Source organism: Streptomonospora sediminis (assembly GCF_054778995.1).
The window spans coordinates 56,771-75,946 of record NZ_BAAGYZ010000036.1; the positions used below are offsets into that span (position 1 = coordinate 56,771).

General features: G+C 72.8%; 17 protein-coding genes and 1 riboswitch. Of the genes, 6 read left to right on the plus strand and 11 right to left on the minus strand.

Going from position 1 to position 19,176, the window contains the following annotated elements; translation table 11 throughout:
• Positions 1-172 precede the first annotated feature (172 nt).
• The 8 genes from pyrF to pyrR form a co-directional block, all read right to left on the minus strand.
• Complete coding sequence (pyrF, locus tag ACYVD5_RS09255) at positions 173-874, minus strand: orotidine-5'-phosphate decarboxylase (protein WP_461000531.1); 702 nt, start codon at positions 872-874, stop codon at positions 173-175.
• A 371-nt stretch (positions 875-1,245) separates the two neighbouring features.
• A complete protein-coding gene (locus tag ACYVD5_RS09260; protein ID WP_461000532.1) occupies positions 1,246-2,187 on the minus strand; it encodes a dihydroorotate dehydrogenase in 942 nt (313 codons plus the stop codon).
• 2 nt (positions 2,188-2,189) lie between these two features.
• Positions 2,190-3,092, minus strand: a complete 903-nt coding sequence (locus ACYVD5_RS09265; RefSeq protein ID WP_461000533.1) for a dihydroorotate dehydrogenase electron transfer subunit — start codon at positions 3,090-3,092, stop codon at positions 2,190-2,192.
• 121 nt (positions 3,093-3,213) lie between these two features.
• The gene (gene carB, locus ACYVD5_RS09270; RefSeq protein WP_461000534.1) at positions 3,214-6,513 is read right to left on the minus strand and encodes a carbamoyl-phosphate synthase large subunit; all 3,300 of its coding nucleotides are present in this window, start codon (positions 6,511-6,513) and stop codon (positions 3,214-3,216) included.
• A 15-nt stretch (positions 6,514-6,528) separates the two neighbouring features.
• Entirely contained in the window at positions 6,529-7,713 is a 1,185-nt protein-coding gene (gene carA / locus ACYVD5_RS09275; protein WP_461000535.1) for a glutamine-hydrolyzing carbamoyl-phosphate synthase small subunit, read from the minus strand.
• Positions 7,710-9,020 carry a dihydroorotase gene (locus tag ACYVD5_RS09280; protein WP_461000536.1) on the minus strand — a complete coding sequence of 437 codons (1,311 nt, stop codon included), beginning with the start codon at positions 9,018-9,020 and terminating at the stop codon, positions 7,710-7,712. The genes carA and ACYVD5_RS09280 overlap by 4 nt, the downstream gene beginning before the upstream one ends.
• A gap of 155 nt (positions 9,021-9,175) precedes the next feature.
• Complete coding sequence (locus tag ACYVD5_RS09285; protein ID WP_461000537.1) at positions 9,176-10,084, minus strand: aspartate carbamoyltransferase catalytic subunit; 909 nt, start codon at positions 10,082-10,084, stop codon at positions 9,176-9,178.
• Positions 10,084-10,716: a bifunctional pyr operon transcriptional regulator/uracil phosphoribosyltransferase PyrR gene (gene pyrR / locus ACYVD5_RS09290; RefSeq protein WP_461000538.1), complete on the minus strand. Its 633-nt coding sequence runs from the start codon at positions 10,714-10,716 to the stop codon at positions 10,084-10,086. The genes ACYVD5_RS09285 and pyrR overlap by 1 nt, the downstream gene beginning before the upstream one ends.
• Before the next feature lie 498 nt (positions 10,717-11,214).
• Between pyrR and bldD the strand changes: the two genes are divergently transcribed.
• Complete coding sequence (bldD, locus tag ACYVD5_RS09295) at positions 11,215-11,709, plus strand: transcriptional regulator BldD (RefSeq protein WP_017591133.1); 495 nt, start codon at positions 11,215-11,217, stop codon at positions 11,707-11,709.
• 774 nt (positions 11,710-12,483) lie between these two features.
• Positions 12,484-13,023, plus strand: coding sequence for a GNAT family N-acetyltransferase (locus tag ACYVD5_RS09300; RefSeq protein WP_461000696.1), 540 nt, complete (start codon positions 12,484-12,486; stop codon positions 13,021-13,023).
• Here ACYVD5_RS09300 and metF read toward each other — a convergent pair.
• The gene (metF, locus tag ACYVD5_RS09305) at positions 12,941-13,894 is read right to left on the minus strand and encodes a methylenetetrahydrofolate reductase [NAD(P)H] (RefSeq protein ID WP_461000539.1); all 954 of its coding nucleotides are present in this window, start codon (positions 13,892-13,894) and stop codon (positions 12,941-12,943) included. The two genes, ACYVD5_RS09300 and metF, sit on opposite strands and share 83 nt — an antisense overlap.
• Positions 13,895-13,967: 73 nt before the next feature.
• Here metF and ACYVD5_RS09310 point away from each other — a divergent pair, with 73 nt between their 5' ends.
• Positions 13,968-15,038 carry a polyprenyl synthetase family protein gene (locus ACYVD5_RS09310; protein WP_461000540.1) on the plus strand — a complete coding sequence of 357 codons (1,071 nt, stop codon included), beginning with the start codon at positions 13,968-13,970 and terminating at the stop codon, positions 15,036-15,038.
• A 270-nt stretch (positions 15,039-15,308) separates the two neighbouring features.
• The gene (locus tag ACYVD5_RS09315; protein ID WP_461000541.1) at positions 15,309-16,208 is read left to right on the plus strand and encodes an NAD(P)H-binding protein; all 900 of its coding nucleotides are present in this window, start codon (positions 15,309-15,311) and stop codon (positions 16,206-16,208) included.
• Positions 16,209-16,285: 77 nt separating this feature from the next.
• Here ACYVD5_RS09315 and thiE read toward each other — a convergent pair whose 3' ends face one another.
• Entirely contained in the window at positions 16,286-16,936 is a 651-nt protein-coding gene (gene thiE, locus ACYVD5_RS09320; RefSeq protein WP_461000542.1) for a thiamine phosphate synthase, read from the minus strand.
• Positions 16,937-17,065: 129 nt separating this feature from the next.
• The gene (locus tag ACYVD5_RS09325; RefSeq protein ID WP_461000543.1) at positions 17,066-17,443 is read right to left on the minus strand and encodes an Rv2175c family DNA-binding protein; all 378 of its coding nucleotides are present in this window, start codon (positions 17,441-17,443) and stop codon (positions 17,066-17,068) included.
• A gap of 204 nt (positions 17,444-17,647) precedes the next feature.
• A riboswitch (TPP riboswitch) is annotated at positions 17,648-17,761 on the plus strand.
• Here ACYVD5_RS09325 and thiO point away from each other — a divergent pair.
• Positions 17,758-18,984 (plus strand): glycine oxidase ThiO, encoded by a 1,227-nt coding sequence (thiO, locus tag ACYVD5_RS09330; RefSeq protein WP_461000544.1) that lies wholly within the window; start codon positions 17,758-17,760, stop codon positions 18,982-18,984. (Overlaps the previous riboswitch by 4 nt.)
• The gene (gene thiS / locus ACYVD5_RS09335) at positions 18,975-19,175 is read left to right on the plus strand and encodes a sulfur carrier protein ThiS (protein ID WP_461000545.1); all 201 of its coding nucleotides are present in this window, start codon (positions 18,975-18,977) and stop codon (positions 19,173-19,175) included. Before thiO ends, thiS begins: the two co-directional genes overlap by 10 nt.
• The last annotated feature ends 1 nt before the right edge of the window (position 19,176 follow it).

The window sequence follows — 19,176 nt, forward strand, 5'->3', positions numbered from 1 at the left end:
CGCAACCGGTCATTCTGACGGGTCGAGATCCGGCTGAGCCCACCGATCCGGCTGTGCCGGGCGGTCCGGCCGGGCCGGTCGGACCGGTCGGACCCGGCGAACCGCCCGGCGCGGACGAATCGGATGCAGTGGACGCGGCGAGTGCGCAGGGGGCGCCCGAAGAGCCGCGCCATCACGCCGAGGCCGCCTCCACCCTGCGCAGCGCGGCCGCGATCGAGGCGGCAGCGGCCCCCGGATCGGCCGCACGGGTGATGGGCCGGCCGATCACCAGCAGGTCCGCACCGGCCTCATAGGCCGCCTCGGGCGTCGCCACGCGGGCCTGGTCGCCGTGGTCGGCACCCAGCGGGCGCACACCCGGAGTGATCAGCGTCACGTCGGGCCCGACCTCGGCCCGCAGCGAGGCGACCTCGTGCGGCGAGCACACAAGTGCCCGGGCGCCGGACTCCACCGCCAGCAGCGCCAGCCGCCGGGCGGCGTCGCCGGGCGGACCGCTGATACCGATGTCGGCCAGCGCCGAGTCGTTGAGCGAGGTCAGGATCGTCACCGCGGCGATGGTGGTCTGCGGGGCCGCCTCGACCGCCGACGAGATCATCTCGCGGCCCCCTGCCGCGTGCACGGTCAGGATCGAGGGCTTGAACCGCGCGAGGTTGCGGGTGGCCCCGGCCACGGTGGCCGGGATGTCGTGCAGTTTGAGGTCCAGGAACACCGAGGTCTTGCTGCCGCCGCGCAGCGTGCCGACGACCTCGGCGCCGTAGCGCAGGTAAAGCTCCAGCCCTACTTTGACCGTGCTGACGTGCGGGGAGACCTCAGAGGTCCAGCGTGCGGCGGTCTCGATATCGGGTGCGTCGATGGCGACAGCGATGGGCGCGGCCACGGTGGTTCTCCTTCGGCTCGCTGAGGTGGCAGGACGGTTCAGGGCTGGCGGTCATGCGGTCATGCGGTGCGGTGGTGCGGTCCGGTGCGGTCATACGGCGCGAGTCGTGCTGCGGAGTCGGGTGGTGTGGTCATCGGTCTGTTCGGCCGCGGCTGCGGCCGGGCAGCGGCTGCACCGGCGGTGCGCCGGCGGGCCGGCACTGCGGTGCTGTCCCGAGCGGTTCCCGCCTGCGTCCGGTTCATGCATGCGGGGCACCAGACATGCACCGGGGCGGCTGAGGCGGCCGCAGCGCCGCTTTCCGCATTCAGGGGTGGGGCCGGTGTGGCTGGGCGGATTCGACCCGCTAGCGGGCGATCTGAGCAGTTTGCCGGTCATCGCGCGGTCCCTACCGGCCGGTGCGCGGCACCGATGACATCGGTGACCCGGTCCACGCCGCGCTCCTCCAGCAGCTCCTCCAGCTCCCGCAGGATGCGCACGCACGCCGAGGGGTCGGCGAAGTTCACCGTGCCCACCGCCACCGCCGAGGCGCCCGCGGCAAGGAACTCCAGCGCGTCGGCGCCGGTGCGCACGCCGCCCATGCCGATGATGGGCACCTCGGGCAGCTCCGCGCGGGTCTCGAAGACGCGGCCGACCGCGATCGGGCGGATCGCCGGCCCCGAAATCCCGCCCATGCCGCCGGCGACCGCCGGCCGCAGCGTGGCGGGGTCGACCGCCATCCCCCGCACGCAGTTGACCATGGACAGCCCGTCGGCGCCCGCCTCGACGCAGGCCGCCGCCAGGCCCGCCGGGTCGGGCACGTCGGCCGCGAGCTTGGCGAAGACCGGCACATCGGCCCCCGCTCGGGCGCAGACGGCCTGCACGACCCGCGCGGCCTCTGCGGGGTCGTCGGCAAAGTGCCGGCCGCGCCCGGCCGGGGACGGACACGACAGATTGACCTCGATCATGGCCGCGCCCGCCGAGGCCGGCAGCCTGCTCGCCAGTTCGCCGTACTCCTCGGCGCTGTGCCCGGCCACCGACACCACGGTGGTCGCCCCGCGCGACTGCAACCAGGGCAGGTCGCGCTGGAGGAACACCTCGATGCCCGGCCCCTGCAGCCCGACCGCGCTGAGCATGCCCGCGGGGGTCTCGGCCATCCGCGGCGCGGGACGCCCGGCGCGCGGCTCCAGCATCACCGACTTGGTGGCCACCGCACCCAGCCGGGCGATGTCGTAGAAACGGGCGAGCTCGCGGCCGGTGCCGGCGCAGCCGGCCGCCGCCATCACCGGGTTGGCCAGCTCCAGCCCGCCCAGGCGGGTTCGCAGATCGGTGTGCATGCTCAACCGGCCTCCCGGTCCGCGGCCCCGCCGCCCGGCTCATCGGCGCGGGCCTTCCAGCCGGGTGCGCCCAGGGTGTCGAAGGGGATGGTGCCCACATCGTCGAAGCGCACCCGCTCGCCGCGGAACACCGGCCCGTCGACGCAGGCGCGCGCCATCCGGGTGATGCCGTCGTCGCCGACCACGGGGATGACGCAGCTCATGCACACGCCGGTACCGCAGGCCATCGACTCCTCCACCGCCACCTGCGCGGGTATGCCCATGCGGGCGGCCGCGGCGGCGACCCGGCCCAGCATCGGCATGGGGCCGCACGCATAGACGACGTCGGAGCGGGCGTCGGCGGCGACCCGCTCCAGGGTGTCGGTGGCGCGCCCGCGGACCCCGAAGGAGCCGTCGTCGGTGGTGAAGGTGGCGGTCTCGGCGATGCGGCGGGCGCTGATCGCGCTGAACACGCGGTCGGCCGAGGCCGCACCCAGCACGAAGTCCACCCGGCAGCCGCGCCGCCGCAGCGCGTGGGCCAGCGGGAACAGCGGGGCCGCACCCGACCCGCCGCCCACCAGGACGCAGTTGACCGGGTCGCGCGGCAGCGGGAAGGGCCGGCCCAGCGGCCCCACGACGTCGATGAGGTCGCGCGAGCGCCGCTCGGCCAGCCAGGCGGTGCCGGGCCCGCGCACCGCGAACAGGAACTCCACCGTGCCGCCGTAGTCGGGTTTGACGTCGTGGATGGCGAAGGGGCGGCGCAGCAGCATGCTGGACTGCTCGCCGCCCACCGCCACCGACAGGAACTGCCCCGAGCGGAACCGCTCGGCGATCTGCGGCGCCACGACCGTGATGGCGTGGTAGGCGTCGACCCGGCGCACGGTCAGTACAGGGCTGCGTGTCTGCACCGGCCCGTTGTCACTCACTCGCGCTGCCCTGCCTTGCTCCGCTCGGCGGCGCGGCCTGGTATCCGCGCCCGGCACCCTGCCGGCCGCCCCCTTGCTGCGGCCCGCCCTGCCCGGCCCGCCCCGGTTTCCCGCGCGGGCCTCAGCCCGCCGCGCTGTGCAGTGTGGCGGCGTGTTCCTGGAGGGAGCGCACACCGATGTCGCCCCGCACCAGGGCCTCGATGCCCTGCACCGCCGCAGCCAGCCCCTGCACTGTGGTGACACTGGGCACGCCGCGCACGACCGCCGCAGTACGGATCTCGTAGCCGTCCAGGCGCGGACCGGACTGGCCGGCGCTGCCGAAGGGCGTGTTGACGATGAGGTCCACACCGCCGCGGTGGATGAGTTGCACGATAGTGGGTTCGCCGGCCGGCCCGGGACCTTCGCTGTGCTTGCGCACCACTTGGGCGGCGACGCCGTTGCGCCGCAGTACCGAAGCGGTGCCTTCGGTCGCCAGGATCTCGAAGCCGAGGTCGGCCAGCCGCTTGACCGGGAAGACCATGGTGCGCTTGTCGCGGTTGGCCACCGAGACGAACACCGAGCCGGAGACCGGCAGGGACCCGAACGCCGCGAGCTGGGACTTGGCGTAGGCGGCGCCGAAGTCGGTGTCGAGGCCCATGACCTCGCCGGTGGAGCGCATCTCGGGGCCGAGCACGGTGTCGACGCCCTCGCCGTGTCGGTCGATGAAGCGGTTGAAGGGCAGCACCGCCTCCTTGACCGCGACGGGAGCATCCAGGGGCAGCGCGCCGCCGTCGCCCTTGGCCGGCAGCATCCCTTCGGCGCGCAGACCGCGCACGCTGGCGCCCAGCATCACCCGCGCCGCGGCCTTGGCCAGCGGCACCGCGGTGGCCTTGGACACGAAGGGCACGGTGCGCGAGGCGCGCGGGTTGGCCTCCAGCACGTAGAGCACGCCCGAGGCCAGCGCGTACTGCACGTTGAGCAGGCCGCGCACGCCGGTGCCGCGGGCGATGGCCTCGGTGGAGTAGCGGATGCGTTCGAAGTCCTCGTTGCCCAAGGTCACCGCGGGCAGGGCGCACGCGGAGTCGCCGGAGTGGATGCCGGCCTCCTCGATGTGCTCCATGATGCCGCCGAGGTAGAGGTCGGTGCCGTCGTAGATGGCGTCGACGTCGACCTCGATGGCGTCGTCGAGGAACCGGTCGATCAGCACCGGGTAGTCGGGGCTGACCTCGGCGTTGCGCTCGATGTAGTCGGCCAGCATGCGCTCGTCGTAGACGATCTCCATGCCGCGCCCGCCCAGCACGTAGGAGGGGCGCACCATCACCGGGTAGCCGATCTCGCCGGCGACCTCGCGGGCTCCCGCGAAGGAGTGGGCGGTGCCGTGCTTGGGTGCGGGCAGGCCGGCCTCGGCCAGCACTTTGCCGAACTCGCCGCGGTCCTCGGCGAGGTCGATGGCTTCGGGGCTGGTGCCGACGATGGGCACGCCGGCCTCTTGGAGGCCGCGGGCCAACCCCAGCGGGGTCTGCCCGCCCAGCTGCACGACCACCCCGGCCAGTTCGCCGGTGGCGCGCTCGGCGCGCACCACCTCCAGCACGTCTTCGAGGGTGAGCGGCTCGAAGTAGAGGCGGTCGCTGGTGTCGTAGTCGGTGGAGACGGTCTCGGGGTTGCAGTTGACCATGACGGTCTCGTAGCCGGCCGCCGACAGCGCGAGGGAGGCGTGCACGCAGCTGTAGTCGAACTCCACGCCCTGGCCGATGCGGTTGGGGCCCGAGCCCAGGATGATCACCTTGGGGCGGGTGCCCGCGGGGACCTCGGTCTCCTCGTCGTAACTGGAGTAGAGGTAGGGCGTCTGGGCGGCGAACTCGGCGGCGCAGGTGTCGACCGTCAGGTACACGGGATGCAGGCCCAGTGCGTAGCGCAGCTCGCGCACGACCTCTTCGGCCTTGCCGGTGGCCTCGCCGATCTGGGCGTCGGAGAAGCCGGCCCGTTTGGCGGCGCGCAGGCGTTCGGCGTCGAGCCGGCCCGCGGCCAGGTCGCGGGCGGTCTCCTCCAGCAGCAGCATCTGGTCCAGGAACCACGGGTCGATTCCGGTGGCCTGCTGGAGTTCGGCGACACCGGCGCCGGCGCGCAGCGCCTGCTGGACGTTGCGCAGCCGCAGCTCGCCGGGGGTGGCGGCGGCCCGCACCAGGGCGTCCTTGTCGCCGGGTTCCCCGGCCCAGGTCAGGCCGACGCCGTTCTTCTCGATCGAGCGCATGGCCTTTTGCAGCGCTTCGGGGAAGGAGCGGCCGATGGCCATCGCCTCGCCGACCGATTTCATGGTGGTGGTCAGCGCCGGGTCGGCTCCGGGGAACTTCTCGAAGGCGAACCGCGGCACCTTGACCACGACGTAGTCCAGGCTCGGTTCGAAGCTGGCCGGGGTCTCGGCGGTGATGTCGTTGGGGATCTCGTCGAGCGTGTATCCCACGGCGAGCTTGGCGGCGATCTTGGCGATGGGGAACCCGGTGGCCTTGGAGGCCAGTGCCGAGGACCGCGACACCCGCGGGTTCATCTCGATGACGATGATGCGCCCGGTCCCAGGGTGCACGGCGAACTGGATGTTGCAGCCGCCGGTGTCGACGCCGACCTCGCGGATGACCGCGATGCCGATGTCGCGCATGCGCTGGTACTCGCGGTCGGTCAGGGTCATGGCCGGGGCGACGGTGATGGAGTCGCCGGTGTGCACGCCCATCGGGTCGAAGTTCTCGATGGAGCAGACGACGACCACGTTGTCGTTGCCGTCGCGCATCAGCTCCAGCTCGTACTCCTTCCAGCCGAGGATGGACTCCTCAAGCAGCACCTCGGTGGTGGGCGAGAGGGCCAGGCCCTGCCCGGCGATGCGGCGCAGGTCGACCTCGTCGTGGGCGAAGCCCGAGCCCGATCCGCCCATGGTGAAGGAGGGGCGGACCACCACCGGGTAGTTGAGTTCGTCGGCGGCGGCCAGGCACTGGTCCAGCGTGTGGCAGATGCGCGAGCGGGCGGACTCGCCGCCGATGCGCTCGACGATGCCCTTGAACGTTTCGCGGTCCTCGCCGGACTGGATGGCTTCGACGTTGGCGCCGATCAGTTCCACGTCGTACTTGGCGAGCACGCCCGAGGAGTGCAGGGCCACGGCGGTGTTGAGGGCGGTCTGGCCGCCCAGGGTCGGCAGCAGCGCGTCGGGGCGCTCCTTGACGATGATCTTCTCGACCATGTCCGGGGTGATCGGCTCGACGTAGGTGGCGTCGGCGATCTCGGGATCGGTCATGATCGTGGCCGGGTTGGAGTTGACCAGGATGACGCGCAGGCCTTCGGCCTTGAGGACGCGGCACGCCTGGGTCCCGGAGTAGTCGAACTCCGCTGCCTGGCCGATCACGATCGGCCCGGAGCCGACCACGAGAACGGACTTCAGGTCATTTCGGCGCGGCATGTGGTGTCCTCTGGCTTACGACTGTGCGGGCTCGGCCGGCCGGCCGGAGCTGCTGGACGGATCGGTGGCGGCGGCCATCAGGTCGCAGAACGCGTCGAAGTGCTCGGCGGCGTCGTGCGGGCCGGCGGCGGCCTCGGGGTGGTACTGGACGCTGAAGGCGGGGCGGTCGAGCAGCCGCAGGCCTTCGACCACGCCGTCGTTGAGGTCGATGTGGCTGACCTCGGCGCGCCCGTAGGGGGTGTCGAAGGGCCCGCCGGTGGGTGCGTCGACGGCGAAGCCGTGGTTGTGGCTGGTGATGTGGACGCGGCGGGTGTGCACGTCCTGCACGGGCTGGTTGACGCCGCGGTGTCCGAAGCGCAGCTTGAAGGTGCCCAGTTCCAACGCGCGGCCCAGGATCTGGTTGCCGAAGCAGATGCCCAACAGGGGGGTGCGCGACTCCAGCACGGCCTGCATCGCGGCCACCGGCTGTTCGGCGGTGGCGGGGTCGCCGGGGCCGTTGCTGAAGAACACGCCGTCGGGCCGGTCGGCGAGGATCCGGTCGGCGGTCGCGCCGGCGGGCAGCACGGTGACCTCGCAGCCGCGCTCGGCCAGGCGCTGGGGGGTCATCGCCTTGATGCCCAGGTCGACCGCTGCGACACGGAAGCGGGTGGCCACGCCCTCGGGCGGGTACACGGTGTAGGGCTCGGTGGTGGCGACCTCGCCGGCGAGGTCGGCGCCGGACATCTGCGGGCTGGCCAGCACCCGTTCGCGCAGCACCGCGGTGTCGGTCTCGGTGGTGCTGATGACGGCGCGCATGGCGCCGCGGTCGCGCAGGTGGCGGGTCAGGGCGCGGGTGCCGTCCAGAGCGATGCCGACCACGTTCTGGCGCACCAGCTCCTCTTCCAGGGTGCGCTTGGCGCGCCAGTTGGAGGAGACGCGGGCGGGTTCGCGCACGACGTAGCCGGCCACCCAGATCCGCCCGGACTCGGGGTCGTCGTCGTTGACGCCGGTGTTGCCGATGTGCGGCGCGGTCATCGCGACGATCTGGCGGTGGTAGGAGGGGTCGGTGAGTGTCTCCTGGTAGCCGGTCATGCCGGTGTTGAAGACGATCTCGCCGAGGGTTTCGCCGTGTGCGCCGAAGGCGCGGCCGTGGAAGGCGCGGCCGTCCTCCAGTACGAGGACGGCGGCGGTGCTGCCGCCGGATGCTGGTTGTGGAGTCACTGGATCTTCCCATCGAGGACCGTGGGGACGCCGCGCAGGAACGTCGCGCGGATGCGGCCGGGCAGGCGCATACCCCGGTAGGGGGTGTTTGCGCTCTTGGATGCCAGGGCCGCCGGGTCGACGTCAGCGGCGGTGTCCGCGTCATACAGGGTAACGTTGGCGGGCTCGCCTGGGGCGATGGGACGGCCGTGACCTGCAAGACGTCCGATTCGAGCGGGTGCGGCCGACATCCGCTGCACCACGCCGGCCCAGTCGAGCAGGCCGGTGTCGACCATGGTGTGCTGGACCACCGGTAGCGCGGTCTCCAGGCCGAGCATGCCCATGGCGGCCGTGGACCACTCGGTCTCCTTGGCCTCGGCCGGGTGGGGCGCGTGGTCGGTGGCCACGCAGTCGATGGTGCCGTCGGCCAGGCCTTCGCGCAGCGCCTGGACGTCCTCGGCGGTGCGCAGCGGCGGGTTGACCTTGTAGACCGGATCGTAACTTTCGGCCAGGTCCTCGGTCAGCAGCAGGTGGTGCGGGGTGACCTCGGCGGTGACGTCGCAGCCGCGGCTCTTGGCCCAGCGCAGGATCTGCACCGATCCCCTGGTCGAGACGTGGCAGACGTGCAGCCGCGAGCCGACGTGCTCGGTGAGCAGGCAGTCGCGGGCGATGACGGCCTCTTCGGCGACGGCGGGCCAGCCGGCCAGCCCCAGCCGGTCGGAGACCACGCCCTCGTTCATCTGGGCGTTCTCGGTCAGCCGCGGCTCTTGGGCGTGCTGGGCGACCACCCCGTCGAAGGCCTTGACGTACTCCAGGGCGCGGCGCATCAGCAGCGCGTCGGAGACGCACTTGCCGTCGTCGGAGAACACGCGCACCCCGGCGGCGGAGTCGGCCATGGCGCCGAGCTCGGCCAGCTGGGTGCCGCCCAGGCCGCGGGTGACCGCGCCCACCGCCCGCACGTCGCAGTGGCCGGACTCGCGGCCCAGCCGCCAGACCTGCTCGACCACGCCGGCGGTGTCGGCGACGGGGTCGGTGTTGGCCATCGCGTGCACGGCGGTGTAGCCGCCGACCGCGGCGGACCGGGCGCCGCCGGCGACGGTCTCGGCGTCCTCGCGGCCGGGCTCGCGCAGGTGGGTGTGCAGGTCGACGAGGCCGGGCAGCGCGATCAGCCCGGTGGCGTCGACCACGGTGGCGTCCGCGGCGGCATCGGCGGCGGCCAGGTCCGGGCCGGTCTCGGCGATGGCGCCGTCGCGGATCAGGATGTCGGCCGGGTCCGCCCCGGCGATGCGGGCGCCGCGGATCAGGTAGGCGGCGCTGCTCTGGGTCATCTGTCCATCACTTCTGTCTTCAGTGGTTGCTGTGCGGGCGGGGCGCGCGGGGCCGGGCCGGCGCCGCCCGGTGCAGGGGGCGGGCGCGGCGGGCCGGTCCGGGGCGCCGCCGGGGTTGGCCGGAAGCGGGCTGCGCGCTGGGGCGCGCAGACGGCCTAAGACCCGCCCAGGAGCAGGTACAGCACGGCCATGCGCACGCTGACGCCGTTGGCGACCTGCTCGTTGACGGTGCTGCGCGGGGAGTCGGCGACCTCGGCGGAGATCTCCATCCCGCGCACCATGGGCCCGGGATGCATGACGATCGCGTGGTCCTGCATCCGGGCGAAGCGTTCGCCGTCGAGCCCGTAGCGGCGGCTGTACTCGCGTGCGGTGGGGAAGAACGCGTCGTGCATGCGTTCGGCCTGCACCCGCAGCAGCATCACCACGTCGCTCTTGGGCAGCACCGTGTCGAGGTCGTAGGAGACGGCGCAGGGCCAGGTGTGCACCGAGACCGGGACCAGGGTGGGCGGGGCCACCAGGGTGACCTCGGCGCCGAGCGTGTGCAGCAGCAGCACATTGGATCTGGCCACCCGGCTGTGCAGCACGTCGCCGACAATGGCCACCCGCAGCCCGTCGAGCCGGCCCAGGCGCTCGCGCATCGTGTAGACGTCCAGCAGCGCCTGGGTGGGGTGCTCGTGGGTGCCGTCGCCGGCGTTGAGCACGGCGCCGTCGACCCAGTTGGCGAGCCGGTGGGCGGCCCCGGAGGCGCCGTGGCGCACGACCACGCCGTCGGCCCCCATGGCCTGCAGGGTCAGCGCGGTGTCCTTGAGGCTCTCGCCCTTGGAGACGCTGGAGCCCTTGGCGGAGAAGTTGACGACGTCGGCCGAGAGCCGTTTGGCGGCGAGTTCGAAGGACGTGCGGGTGCGGGTGGAGTCCTCGTAGAAGAGGTTGACCACGGTGCGGCCGCGCAGGGTGGGCAGTTTCTTCACCGATCTGCCGCTGACCTGGGCGAGTTCGGCGGCGGTATCGAGCACCAGCAGGGCTTCGTCGTGGGCGAGGTCGCCGGTGGACAGCAGGTGGCGCATCAGGCCTCCTCGTCGCCGGGGCGCGGTTTGGCCGGGCCGAGCAGGACGGCGTCGGCGCCGTCGGGCTCGCTCAGCTGCACGGTGACGGTCTCGCGCAGCGAGGTCGGCAGGTTCTTGCCCACGTAGTCGGCCCGGATTGGCAGCTCGCGGTGGCCGCGGTCGACGAGGGTGGCCAGTTGGACCGCGCGGGGGCGGCCGATGTCGTTGAGGGCGTCGAGTGCGGCGCGCACCGTGCGGCCGGAGAACAGGACGTCGTCGACCAGGACCACGGTGCGGCCGTCGACCCCTTCGGGCGGGATCTCGGTGCGGCCCAGGGCGCGGGCCGGCGCCAGCCGCAGGTCGTCGCGGTACATGGTGATGTCCAGCGATCCCCACGGGACAGTGCGGCCTTCGACCCGCTCGATGCGTTCGGCCAAGCGGCGGGCCAGCGGCACACCGCGCGAGGGGATGCCCAGCAGGGTGACGTCGGTACCGCCCTTGGTGCGTTCGAGCACCTCGTGGGCGATTCGGGTGAGCGCCCGCTGGATCTCGGGAGCGTCCAGGACGGTCCGTGCCGGAGCGGGGACGCGGTCGGTGGATTCGGCGGAATCACCGGCCGATACTTCCGAGTCACGCTCGGCACGCTGTTGCATACACACAGTAGTGACCCCCTTCCCTGCCTCACGGGACAGGACGTTAAAGGATGTCGAACGGCCTCACGCTACCAGCGCACCGCGGGGACACTGCTCGCCGGCCGCCCACCGGCACCGCGAAACGACTGGAAAATGTGACTCTCATCACACCACCCGGGATTGACATATCCCCTCATCGTTCCGTGAATAGGACACCACGCGCGGTGGGTGTCGCGGACGAAAACACGGAATCCCTGCGTTTGCGGGCTTTCCGTGCACGATGCCTGGCCAAGATGTCCGCATCGATCCGGAAATGAGAGGGCACTCACTTACACACGGTTTGGCCACTGAATCATCGCTTTTCCACCCAACGGCTTGACCTGGCACCCGAACCGGCCTACCGTCACTGTCCGTAACCAAACTCGGGCAGGGCCGGTTGAGTTCGGGCCCTGCGGCAGGAGCCCTCCCGGGCCCCTCCGCCCGACGAGCCACCTTCACGGCCGGGGAGCGACGAAGAAGATGCCATCGGAATACGCTAAGTCCCTCGGTGCGCGACTGCGCGCCATCCGCACCCAGCAGGGGCTCTCCCTGCACGGGGTCGAGGAGAAGTCCCACGGGCGCTGGAAAGCCGTCGTCGTGGGCTCCTACGAGCGCGGCGACCGCGCCGTTACCGTCCAGAAGCTCGCCGAGCTCGCGGACTTCTACGGCGTGCCCATGTCAGAGCTGCTGCCCGGCGGCGCGGCACCGACCCCGCTCGGCCCCACACCCAAGCTGGTCATCGACCTGGAGCGCATGCAGCAGCTCCCCCAGGAGAAAGCCGGCCCGCTCGCCCGCTACGTGGCCACCATCCAGAGCCAGCGCGGCGACTACAACGGGCGCGTGCTGTCCATCCGCCAGGAGGACCTGCGCTCCCTGGCGGTCATCTACGACCGCTCGCCCGGCGACCTCACCGAGGAGCTGATCAACTGGGGCGTCCTCGACCCCGAGGCCCGCCGCGCCGTCGACGCCTTCTAACCGGCACAGCGCCCAACCGCCCAACGGACCAACCGGCCAACCGGATGGCCGGCGGATGACCCGGTCGGCACCGGCCCGGCGCGCCCCCCACAGCGCACCAGCGCGCCCGCCGGCGCCAATTGCCCATGTCCCCCTGCCCCGGGGCTGCCGGCGCCGCCGCGACCGCGCCGGCGCGTCCCGCGGCGGCTCCAGCCCCGACCACCCAAGAGCCCGAGACCCCGCGAGCCCGGCACCCGGGCTCACCCCCCGTTGCCGAGACCCGCACCACCGGCCCAGGCCCCTACGAACACCCGCACGCGGCGAACGGCCGCGCTCCCGCAGTGGGGCGCGGCCGTTCGTCGCGTGCGGGGGCACCGCGGGAGCGCTGGAGCGCGGCCGAGCGGGCGGCGCGCGCGGATTCGGTGCGCAGGGACTCACGGAGGTACGCAGGTGCGGGCCGAGGGCGCAGGCGCCCGCAGGTCCGCGGAAACGGCGCGGCCGGGCAAGAGGCTTCCCCTCCCCCCGCCCGGCCGCTCACGCGCCCGCACCGGATTGCAGTCGCGGCAAGCGGGCGCGAGTGGAACGCACAGCTGCACAAACCAAGCGGAATCGAACAGCAGTACGAACAAGAACAGTTAAGCGCACCCCGGCCGCCGCCGTCAACAGCGCCGCCCCCGCACGCCCGTGGTCTACCGTGGCCGTGTGCGCACCGACGACGAACCCCGCCGGGCGGGGGAACCGTGGGAGCTCCGGGAGCTCGCCGCCCCGGCGTTCCTGCACGCGCTGCCGGCCCTGATGGAAATCTATACCGCGGCGATGGATCCGCCCGGCGAGCAGATCCCCGGGCGCCGATCCATCATGCGCGAGCACGCCCGCAACGCGCGGTTCCGCTCGGTCGCCGCCGTACGCGGCGGCAGCGCGATCGGGTTCGGCTACGGATTCCACGGCAGCGGCGGGCAGTGGTGGCACGACGTCGTCTCGGCCGAGCTGCGCGAGCGCGACCCCCGCGCCGAACGGCGCTGGTTCGCCGACTCCTTCGAAGTCGCCGAACTGCACGTGCTGCCCGACCACCAGGGCCGGGGCATCGGCCGCGGCCTGCTGGACGCACTGACGGCGGTGCGCCGAGAGCGCACCGCCGTCCTGTCGACCCCGGTCGGCCCTACGGCCGCGCGGAGCCTCTACCTTTCGTGCGGATTCGTTGACGTGCTACCGGAGTTCACGTTCCCCGGCAGCCCTCACCAGCCCTTTGCGATCATGGCCGCGCCCCTGCCATTGCCGGCATGCGGTCGGCGGCGACCTGCTGGTAGATCTCCCTGGTGGCGGTGGACTGGTTGAACGTAATGAAGTGGATGCCGGGGGCACCCTCATCCAGCAGCCGCTCGCACATGCGCTGCGCCTGCTCGATGCCCAGCTTGCGCACCGATTCGGGGTCGTCGGCGACCTTGTCGAACTCCTCCGCGAGGTGGCGCGGGAAAGGTGCTCCCGAGAGCTGCTCGGAGCGCTCGATGGTGGAGTATTTCACCACCGGCATGATCTCGGGGATGATCGGCACCTCGCCGCCCGCAGCGACCACGCGGTCGCGCAGCCGCAGGTAGTCCTCGGGGTCGAAGAACATCTGGGTGATGGCGTAGTCGGCCCCCGCGCGGCACTTGCGCACGAAGTACTCGACATCGGAGTCGACGTCGGGCGAACGCGGGTGCTTGTACGGGAAGGCCGCCACGCCGACACTGAAGTCGCCGGTCTCCTTGAGGAGCCGGACCAGTTCGTCGGCGTATTCCAGCCCTTCGGGGTGCTTGACCCACTCGCCCAGCGGGTCTCCCGGAGGGTCGCCGCGCAGAGCGAGGATGTTGCTGACCCCAACGCCGGCAAAGCGGCCGATGAGGTGGCGCAGTTCGCGCACGGAGTGGTTTACGGCTGTCAGGTGTGCGACGGGGAGCAGCGTCGTGTCGGTTGCCATCTGCTCGGTGATCTCGACGGTGAGATCGCGGGTTCCGCCTCCGGCACCGTAGGTGACTGAGACGAACGACGGCTGCAGTGCCTCGATCTCGCGGATGACCCGCCAGAGTTTGCGCAGCCCTTCGTCCGTCTTCGGTGGGAAGAACTCGAAGGAGAATGTCGGTTCGCCGGCTTTGAGCAGTTCGCGGATATCGCGCGGCCGCGAGGCTGCGGTCGGCGCGCTCCCGTCGCGTGTCGGTGACCCAAGCATGTCTCCCACCTTAGGCCAAGGCCCTTCCGGGGTGGGGTGGCCGGGTACCGGCTAGCCGATAACCTTGCAGACCATGACCTCCTTCGCGTCCTCTCCGGTCGCCTTCGTGCGCGCGGCCGTCGACGACGAAATCGCCCGTTTCATCGCGGCCCGCCGCACCCAGCTGATGGAGGTCGGTGCCGAACTGACTCCGGTCGTCGACGCGCTGGAAGCCATGCTCGCCGGCGGCAAACGGCTGCGCCCCGCCTTCTGCTACTGGGGTTGGCGCGGCGCGGGAGGCGACGACATCCCCGGGATCCACGCAGCCGCCGCCGCGCTGGAGTTCCTGCAGGCCTGCGCGCTCATCCACGACGACGTGATCGACAACAGCGACACCCGCCGCGGGCTGCCGGCCACCCACAAGCGCCTGCAGGCGCTGCACGAGCGCGCGGGCTGGAGCGGGTCCGCCGACTCCTTCGGCCGCGGCGCCGCGATCCTCATCGGCGACCTGTGCCTGACCTGGAGCGAGGACCTGTACCAGTCCAGCGGCCTGGACCTGGCCGCGCTGGCCGCCGGACGCGCTCCCTTCAACGCGATGCGCACCGAGGTTATGGCCGGGCAGTACCTGGACATGCTGGAACAGGTGCGCGAAGACGGCGACGTCGCGGCGACACTGCGCGTCATGCACTACAAGGCGGCCAAGTACACCATCGAGCGGCCGCTGCACCTGGGCGCGGCGCTGGCGGGCCGCTACGCCGACCTCGGCCCCGTCTACACGGCCTACGGGCTCCCGCTCGGGGCGGCCTTCCAGCTGCGCGACGACATTCTGGGGGTCTTCGGCGACCCCGGGCAGACCGGCAAGCCGGCAGGCGACGACCTGCGCGAGGGCAAACGCACCCTGATCGTGGCCGAGACCCTGGAGCGTGCCCGCGGGGCCGACCGCGCCCGGTTCCTGGGCCACCTCGGCGACCCCGGCCTCTCCACCGAGACCGTGGAGTGGATGCGCGGCGCGGCCGAGGACTGCGGCGCGCTGGCAGCCTGCGAGCGCCGCATCGACGACTACGTCGCCCAGGCCACGGCGGCGCTGGAGACCGACCTGCTCGACGACTCGGCCCGCTCGCCGCTGGCCGACCTGATCGTCGCGGCCACCGCGCGCAAGCACTGACGGCCGGCCGGAGCCGCGGACCGTGCCGGGCGGCGGTTGCCGGCGCCGCCCAGCACGGTGACCTGCCCTGCGACCTGCCGCCTTACCGGCCCGCCGGCCCGCCGGCCTGTGCGGCCCGGTGCCGATGTAAGGTCCCGCATGCCCGGTGCCGGGTTGCGCCGGAGGCTCGCGACGCGCTGACGACCGCGCGAACGCCTGCAGCGGCGCGGTTGCCGACCCGGTCGGCCCGCGGTCGGTGACCCGGCGGCGGCGCTGCCGGAAAATACCGCCATGGGCGACGAACCGACACCAACGCACACCATCGGCATCACGGGCGCCACCGGGGCCCTCGGCAGGCGGGTCGCTGAACGGCTGGCCCGGCTCGGCCTGGCCCAGCGCCTCATCGTCCGCGACATCAACCGCGCCCCCGACCTTCCCGGCGCCGGCGCCGCCATGGCCGCCTACGAGGACACCGCCGCCTTCGAGCGCGCGGTCCGGGGCGTCGACACCCTGCTGCTGATCCCGGCTCCGGAGTCGGACCGCCGCGTGGAGCAGCACTTCGGCGCCGCCGACGCGGCCCTGGCGGCGGGGGTCACCCGCATCGTCTACGTGTCGTTCCTTTCCGCCGGGCCCGCCGCCGTCTACACCGCGGTCCGCGACCACTTCTACACCGAGGCCCACATCCGCGCCGCAGGTGTGGCCCACACCTTCCTGCGGCCCAGCCTGTACCTGGACCTGCTGCCCGGCTGGGTCGACTCCGACGGCCTCATCCGCGGCCCGGCCGGCCAGGGCCGCCTGGCGTGGGTCTCGCGCGAGGATGTGGCCGAGGCCGCCGCGGCCGTGCTCACCGGCGGCCGCGAGCACGAGGGCCGCACCTACGACGTGACCGGCCCCGAAGCGGTCACCCTGGGCGAGACCGCGCGCAAGCTCTCCGCGCTGACCGGGCGCACCATCGCCTATGTGCCCGAGACCTGGCAGGAGTCGGCGGCCTGGTCGGCGGTCCGGCCGCCGCACCGGGGCCGGTTCGCCGCGGCACAGCCGGGCGCCGATCCGGCCGCCTGCGCCGCGATCGCAGCTGGCGAGCTGGACGTGGTCTCGCCCGCCGTGGGCGAACTCACCGGGCGGCCCGCCCAGTCCATCGAGGGTTACCTGCGCACCCGCCCCAGCGCGCTGCACCACGCACCGGTGTGACCGGCGCGCCGGTGCAGGCGGCCGCTTGCGGCGGGCGGCGCCGGGCCGGGTCCGCACCGGCGGCGGCTCCGGCGGGCTCAGCCGGCTGCGGCGAGCCTGGCTTGGAACCGCTCGGCCGCGGCGCGGGGGTCGCGGGCACCGGTGATGGCGCGCACGACGACCACGCGCTTGGCGCCGGCCTCGATGACCCGGTCGAGGTTGTCCAGGCCGATGCCGCCGATGGCGAACCAGGGGCGCCGGGTCTGCAGTGCGGCGGTGCGCTCGAGCAGCTCCAGTCCGGCGGCCGGGCGGCCCGGTTTGGTGGGGGTGGTCCAGGTGGGCCCGACGCAGAAGTAGTCGACGCCCTCCTGTTCGGCGGAGGCCGCCGCCATGGCGGCGTCGTTGTTGGAGCGCCCGATCAGCGGGCCGGGGCCGATGACGGCGCGCGCGTGGGCCACCGGCAGGTCGTCCTGGCCCAGGTGCAGCACGTCGGCTCCCGCGGCAAGGGCGATGTCGGCGCGGTCGTTGACCGACATCAGGGCGCCGTGGCGGTCGCAGGCGGCGCGCACGGTCTCCAGCGCTGCAAGCTCTTGGCGGGCTTCCAGCGACTTGTCGCGCAACTGGACGATGTCGACGCCGCCCGAGAGCGCGGAGTCGAGGAACCCGGCCAGGTCGCCCTGGGCGGTGCGGGCGTCGGTGCACAGGTACAGGCGCGCGGAATCCAGGCGGTCTCGCAGATTCGTGTTCACGCGGCCAGGTTAGCCATGGATCCGGGGCGGATCGCGCCCGGTGGCGCACTGCGCCGCCGCGGTGGCGGCGGTTGGCCCGCCGCCGGAGGGCGCCGGGCGAAGCCGGCGGCCCGGAGCCCCCCGGACGACTCAGAAGGCCATGGCCTGAGCACGGCGCCGGACCTCGGTGCCGCGGTTTTCGATCAGGGCCTGGATGGGTGATCCCGGGAGCGTGTCGTCGGGGGTGAACAACCACTGCAGGGCCTCGTCGGTGCTGAACCCGGAGTCGGCCAGCACGGTAAGGGTTCCGGACAGGCCCTTTACGGTGTCACCGCCGGTGATGAATGCGGCCGGGACGCATAGTTCGCCGTTGCGCCGGACGCCCAGCAGCTTGTGGTCGGTGATGAACTGCTTGATCCGGTTGGGGCTGACGTTCAGTTCCCGCGCGGCTTCTTTCAGCGTCATCCACTCGCCGACCAGGGTGTCGGTGTCGCGGTCGTTCTCATTCACGCTGCCAATGTGCCACATCCGGCGCCATGCCAAACGCCCATGCCGCGCGGTATCGCTCAGGGCGTAGCGCCCAAGGGCCGCGCCGCCTGCTGCCATACGGCGGACCGAGCGGGTCGGCACCGGCTCGGCGGGTGCCGGGCAACACCCGCGCCGGCCGGGCGGAGGTTCGGGGCGCCCGCCCCGCGGCGGCGGCCCGGCAGCCGACTAGACTGGTAGCGGACGAGATACACCCGCGGGAGCCGGGTCGGGACCCGGCTGAGAGGGAGACTGGCAGTCTCCGACCGCATGAACCTGATCCGGGTCATACCGGCGAAGGAAGTGGCAGCAGGGCCGTGTGCGCAGCGACATTCCCGAACTCCTCCACCCCCTCGGCCGCCGACGTGGCCGTCGTCGGCGGCGGGCTCATCGGCCTGGTCACCGCCTGGCGGGCGGCTCGCGCCGGGTTGGGCGTCACCGTGGTGGCCGACCGGCTCGACGGTTCGGCCTCCGCGGTCGCCGCGGGCATGCTCACGCCCGCCACCGAGGCCTCGTTCGGCGAGGAGCCGCTGATGCGGTTCGGCGCCGTCTCCCGCGACCGCTATCCCGGGTTCGTCGCCGAGCTTGAAGCCGACAGCGGCACCTCGGCGGGCTACCGAGCCGAGGGCACCCTGCAAGTCGCCTTCGACACCGACGACCTGGCGCGCCTGGGCCACCTCAGCGAGCTCCGCACCCGGCTGGGCCTGGCCACCGAGCGGCTCACCAGCCGCGAATGCCGCCGGCTGGAGCCCATGCTGGCGCCGTCGGTGCGCGGCGGCTACCTCGCCGCCGGCGACCACTCCATCGACCCCCGCTCGCTGCTGAGGGCGCTGCGCGCCGCAGCCGAGCGCCGCGGCGCCGTGGGGGTCCGCGATCGGGCGTGCCGGCTCATCGTCGAAGGCGGCCGCGCCCGCGGCGTCGAACTCGACTCCGGCGGCCGCATCACCGCCGATCAGGTCGTGCTCGCGGCGGGAGCGGCCAACCCCGGCATCGAGGGGGTTCCCGCAGGCGCGGTGCCGCCGCTGCGCCCGGTCAAAGGCCAACTGCTGCGCCTGCACATGCCCGCCGGCGAGCCGCCCATCGTGACCCGCACCGTACGCGGGCTGGTCCGGGGCTCCGCGGTCTATCTGGTCCCGCGCCGCAGCGGCGAGATCGTGGTCGGCGCAACCCAGGAGGAGCAGGGTTTCGACACCCGGCTGACCGCGGGCGGGCTCTGGCAGGTGCTGCGCGACGCCCACGAACTGGTGCCCGGTGTCAGCGAACTGGAGATCACCGAGACCTGCGTGGGCCTGCGCCCCGGCTCGCCGGACAACGAGCCGCTGCTGGGCCCCACCGCGGTACCGGGCCTGCACCTGGCCGCCGGGCACTTCCGGCACGGGGTGCTGCTCACGCCGGCCACCGGCGACGCAATGGCCGAGGCACTGACCACCGGCGCGCTGCCCGACTACGCGCGCCGTTTCGCCGCCACCCGCACAGCGGACCGCGACCCCGCCGGCGCGGGCGGCGGCACCACCGAGGGAGGCGAGCAGGACCAGTGGATGTGATCGTCAACGGCGAGCGCCGCGAAATTCCACCGCAGACCACGGTCGAGGAGGTGGTGCGCACGCTCACGCAGGCGCCCAGCGGCGTGGCCGTCGCACTGAACGACGAAGTGGTGCCCAAAGCCGGATGGGGCACCACCGAGGTCGGCGAGGCCGACCGCATCGACGTGCTCACCGCGGTCCAAGGAGGCTGAC

What these genes read in the sequence shown, in the direction of transcription:
- ACYVD5_RS09260 (WP_461000532.1), bottom strand. Translation starts at nt 2,187, where the DNA reads ATGCACACCGATCTGCGAACCCGCCTGGGCGGGCTGGAGCTGGCCAAC.
- carB (WP_461000534.1), bottom strand. Translation starts at nt 6,513, where the DNA reads ATGCCGCGCCGAAATGACCTGAAGTCCGTTCTCGTGGTCGGCTCCGGG.
- ACYVD5_RS09280 (WP_461000536.1), bottom strand. Translation starts at nt 9,020, where the DNA reads ATGACCCAGAGCAGCGCCGCCTACCTGATCCGCGGCGCCCGCATCGCC.
- ACYVD5_RS09285 (WP_461000537.1), bottom strand. Translation starts at nt 10,084, where the DNA reads ATGCGCCACCTGCTGTCCACCGGCGACCTCGCCCACGACGAAGCCCTG.
- pyrR (WP_461000538.1), bottom strand. Translation starts at nt 10,716, where the DNA reads ATGCAACAGCGTGCCGAGCGTGACTCGGAAGTATCGGCCGGTGATTCC.
- bldD (WP_017591133.1), top strand. Translation starts at nt 11,215, where the DNA reads ATGCCATCGGAATACGCTAAGTCCCTCGGTGCGCGACTGCGCGCCATC.
- ACYVD5_RS09300 (WP_461000696.1), top strand. Translation starts at nt 12,484, where the DNA reads ATGGAAATCTATACCGCGGCGATGGATCCGCCCGGCGAGCAGATCCCC.
- metF (WP_461000539.1), bottom strand. Translation starts at nt 13,894, where the DNA reads ATGCTTGGGTCACCGACACGCGACGGGAGCGCGCCGACCGCAGCCTCG.
- ACYVD5_RS09310 (WP_461000540.1), top strand. Translation starts at nt 13,968, where the DNA reads ATGACCTCCTTCGCGTCCTCTCCGGTCGCCTTCGTGCGCGCGGCCGTC.
- ACYVD5_RS09315 (WP_461000541.1), top strand. Translation starts at nt 15,309, where the DNA reads ATGGGCGACGAACCGACACCAACGCACACCATCGGCATCACGGGCGCC.
- ACYVD5_RS09325 (WP_461000543.1), bottom strand. Translation starts at nt 17,443, where the DNA reads ATGTGGCACATTGGCAGCGTGAATGAGAACGACCGCGACACCGACACC.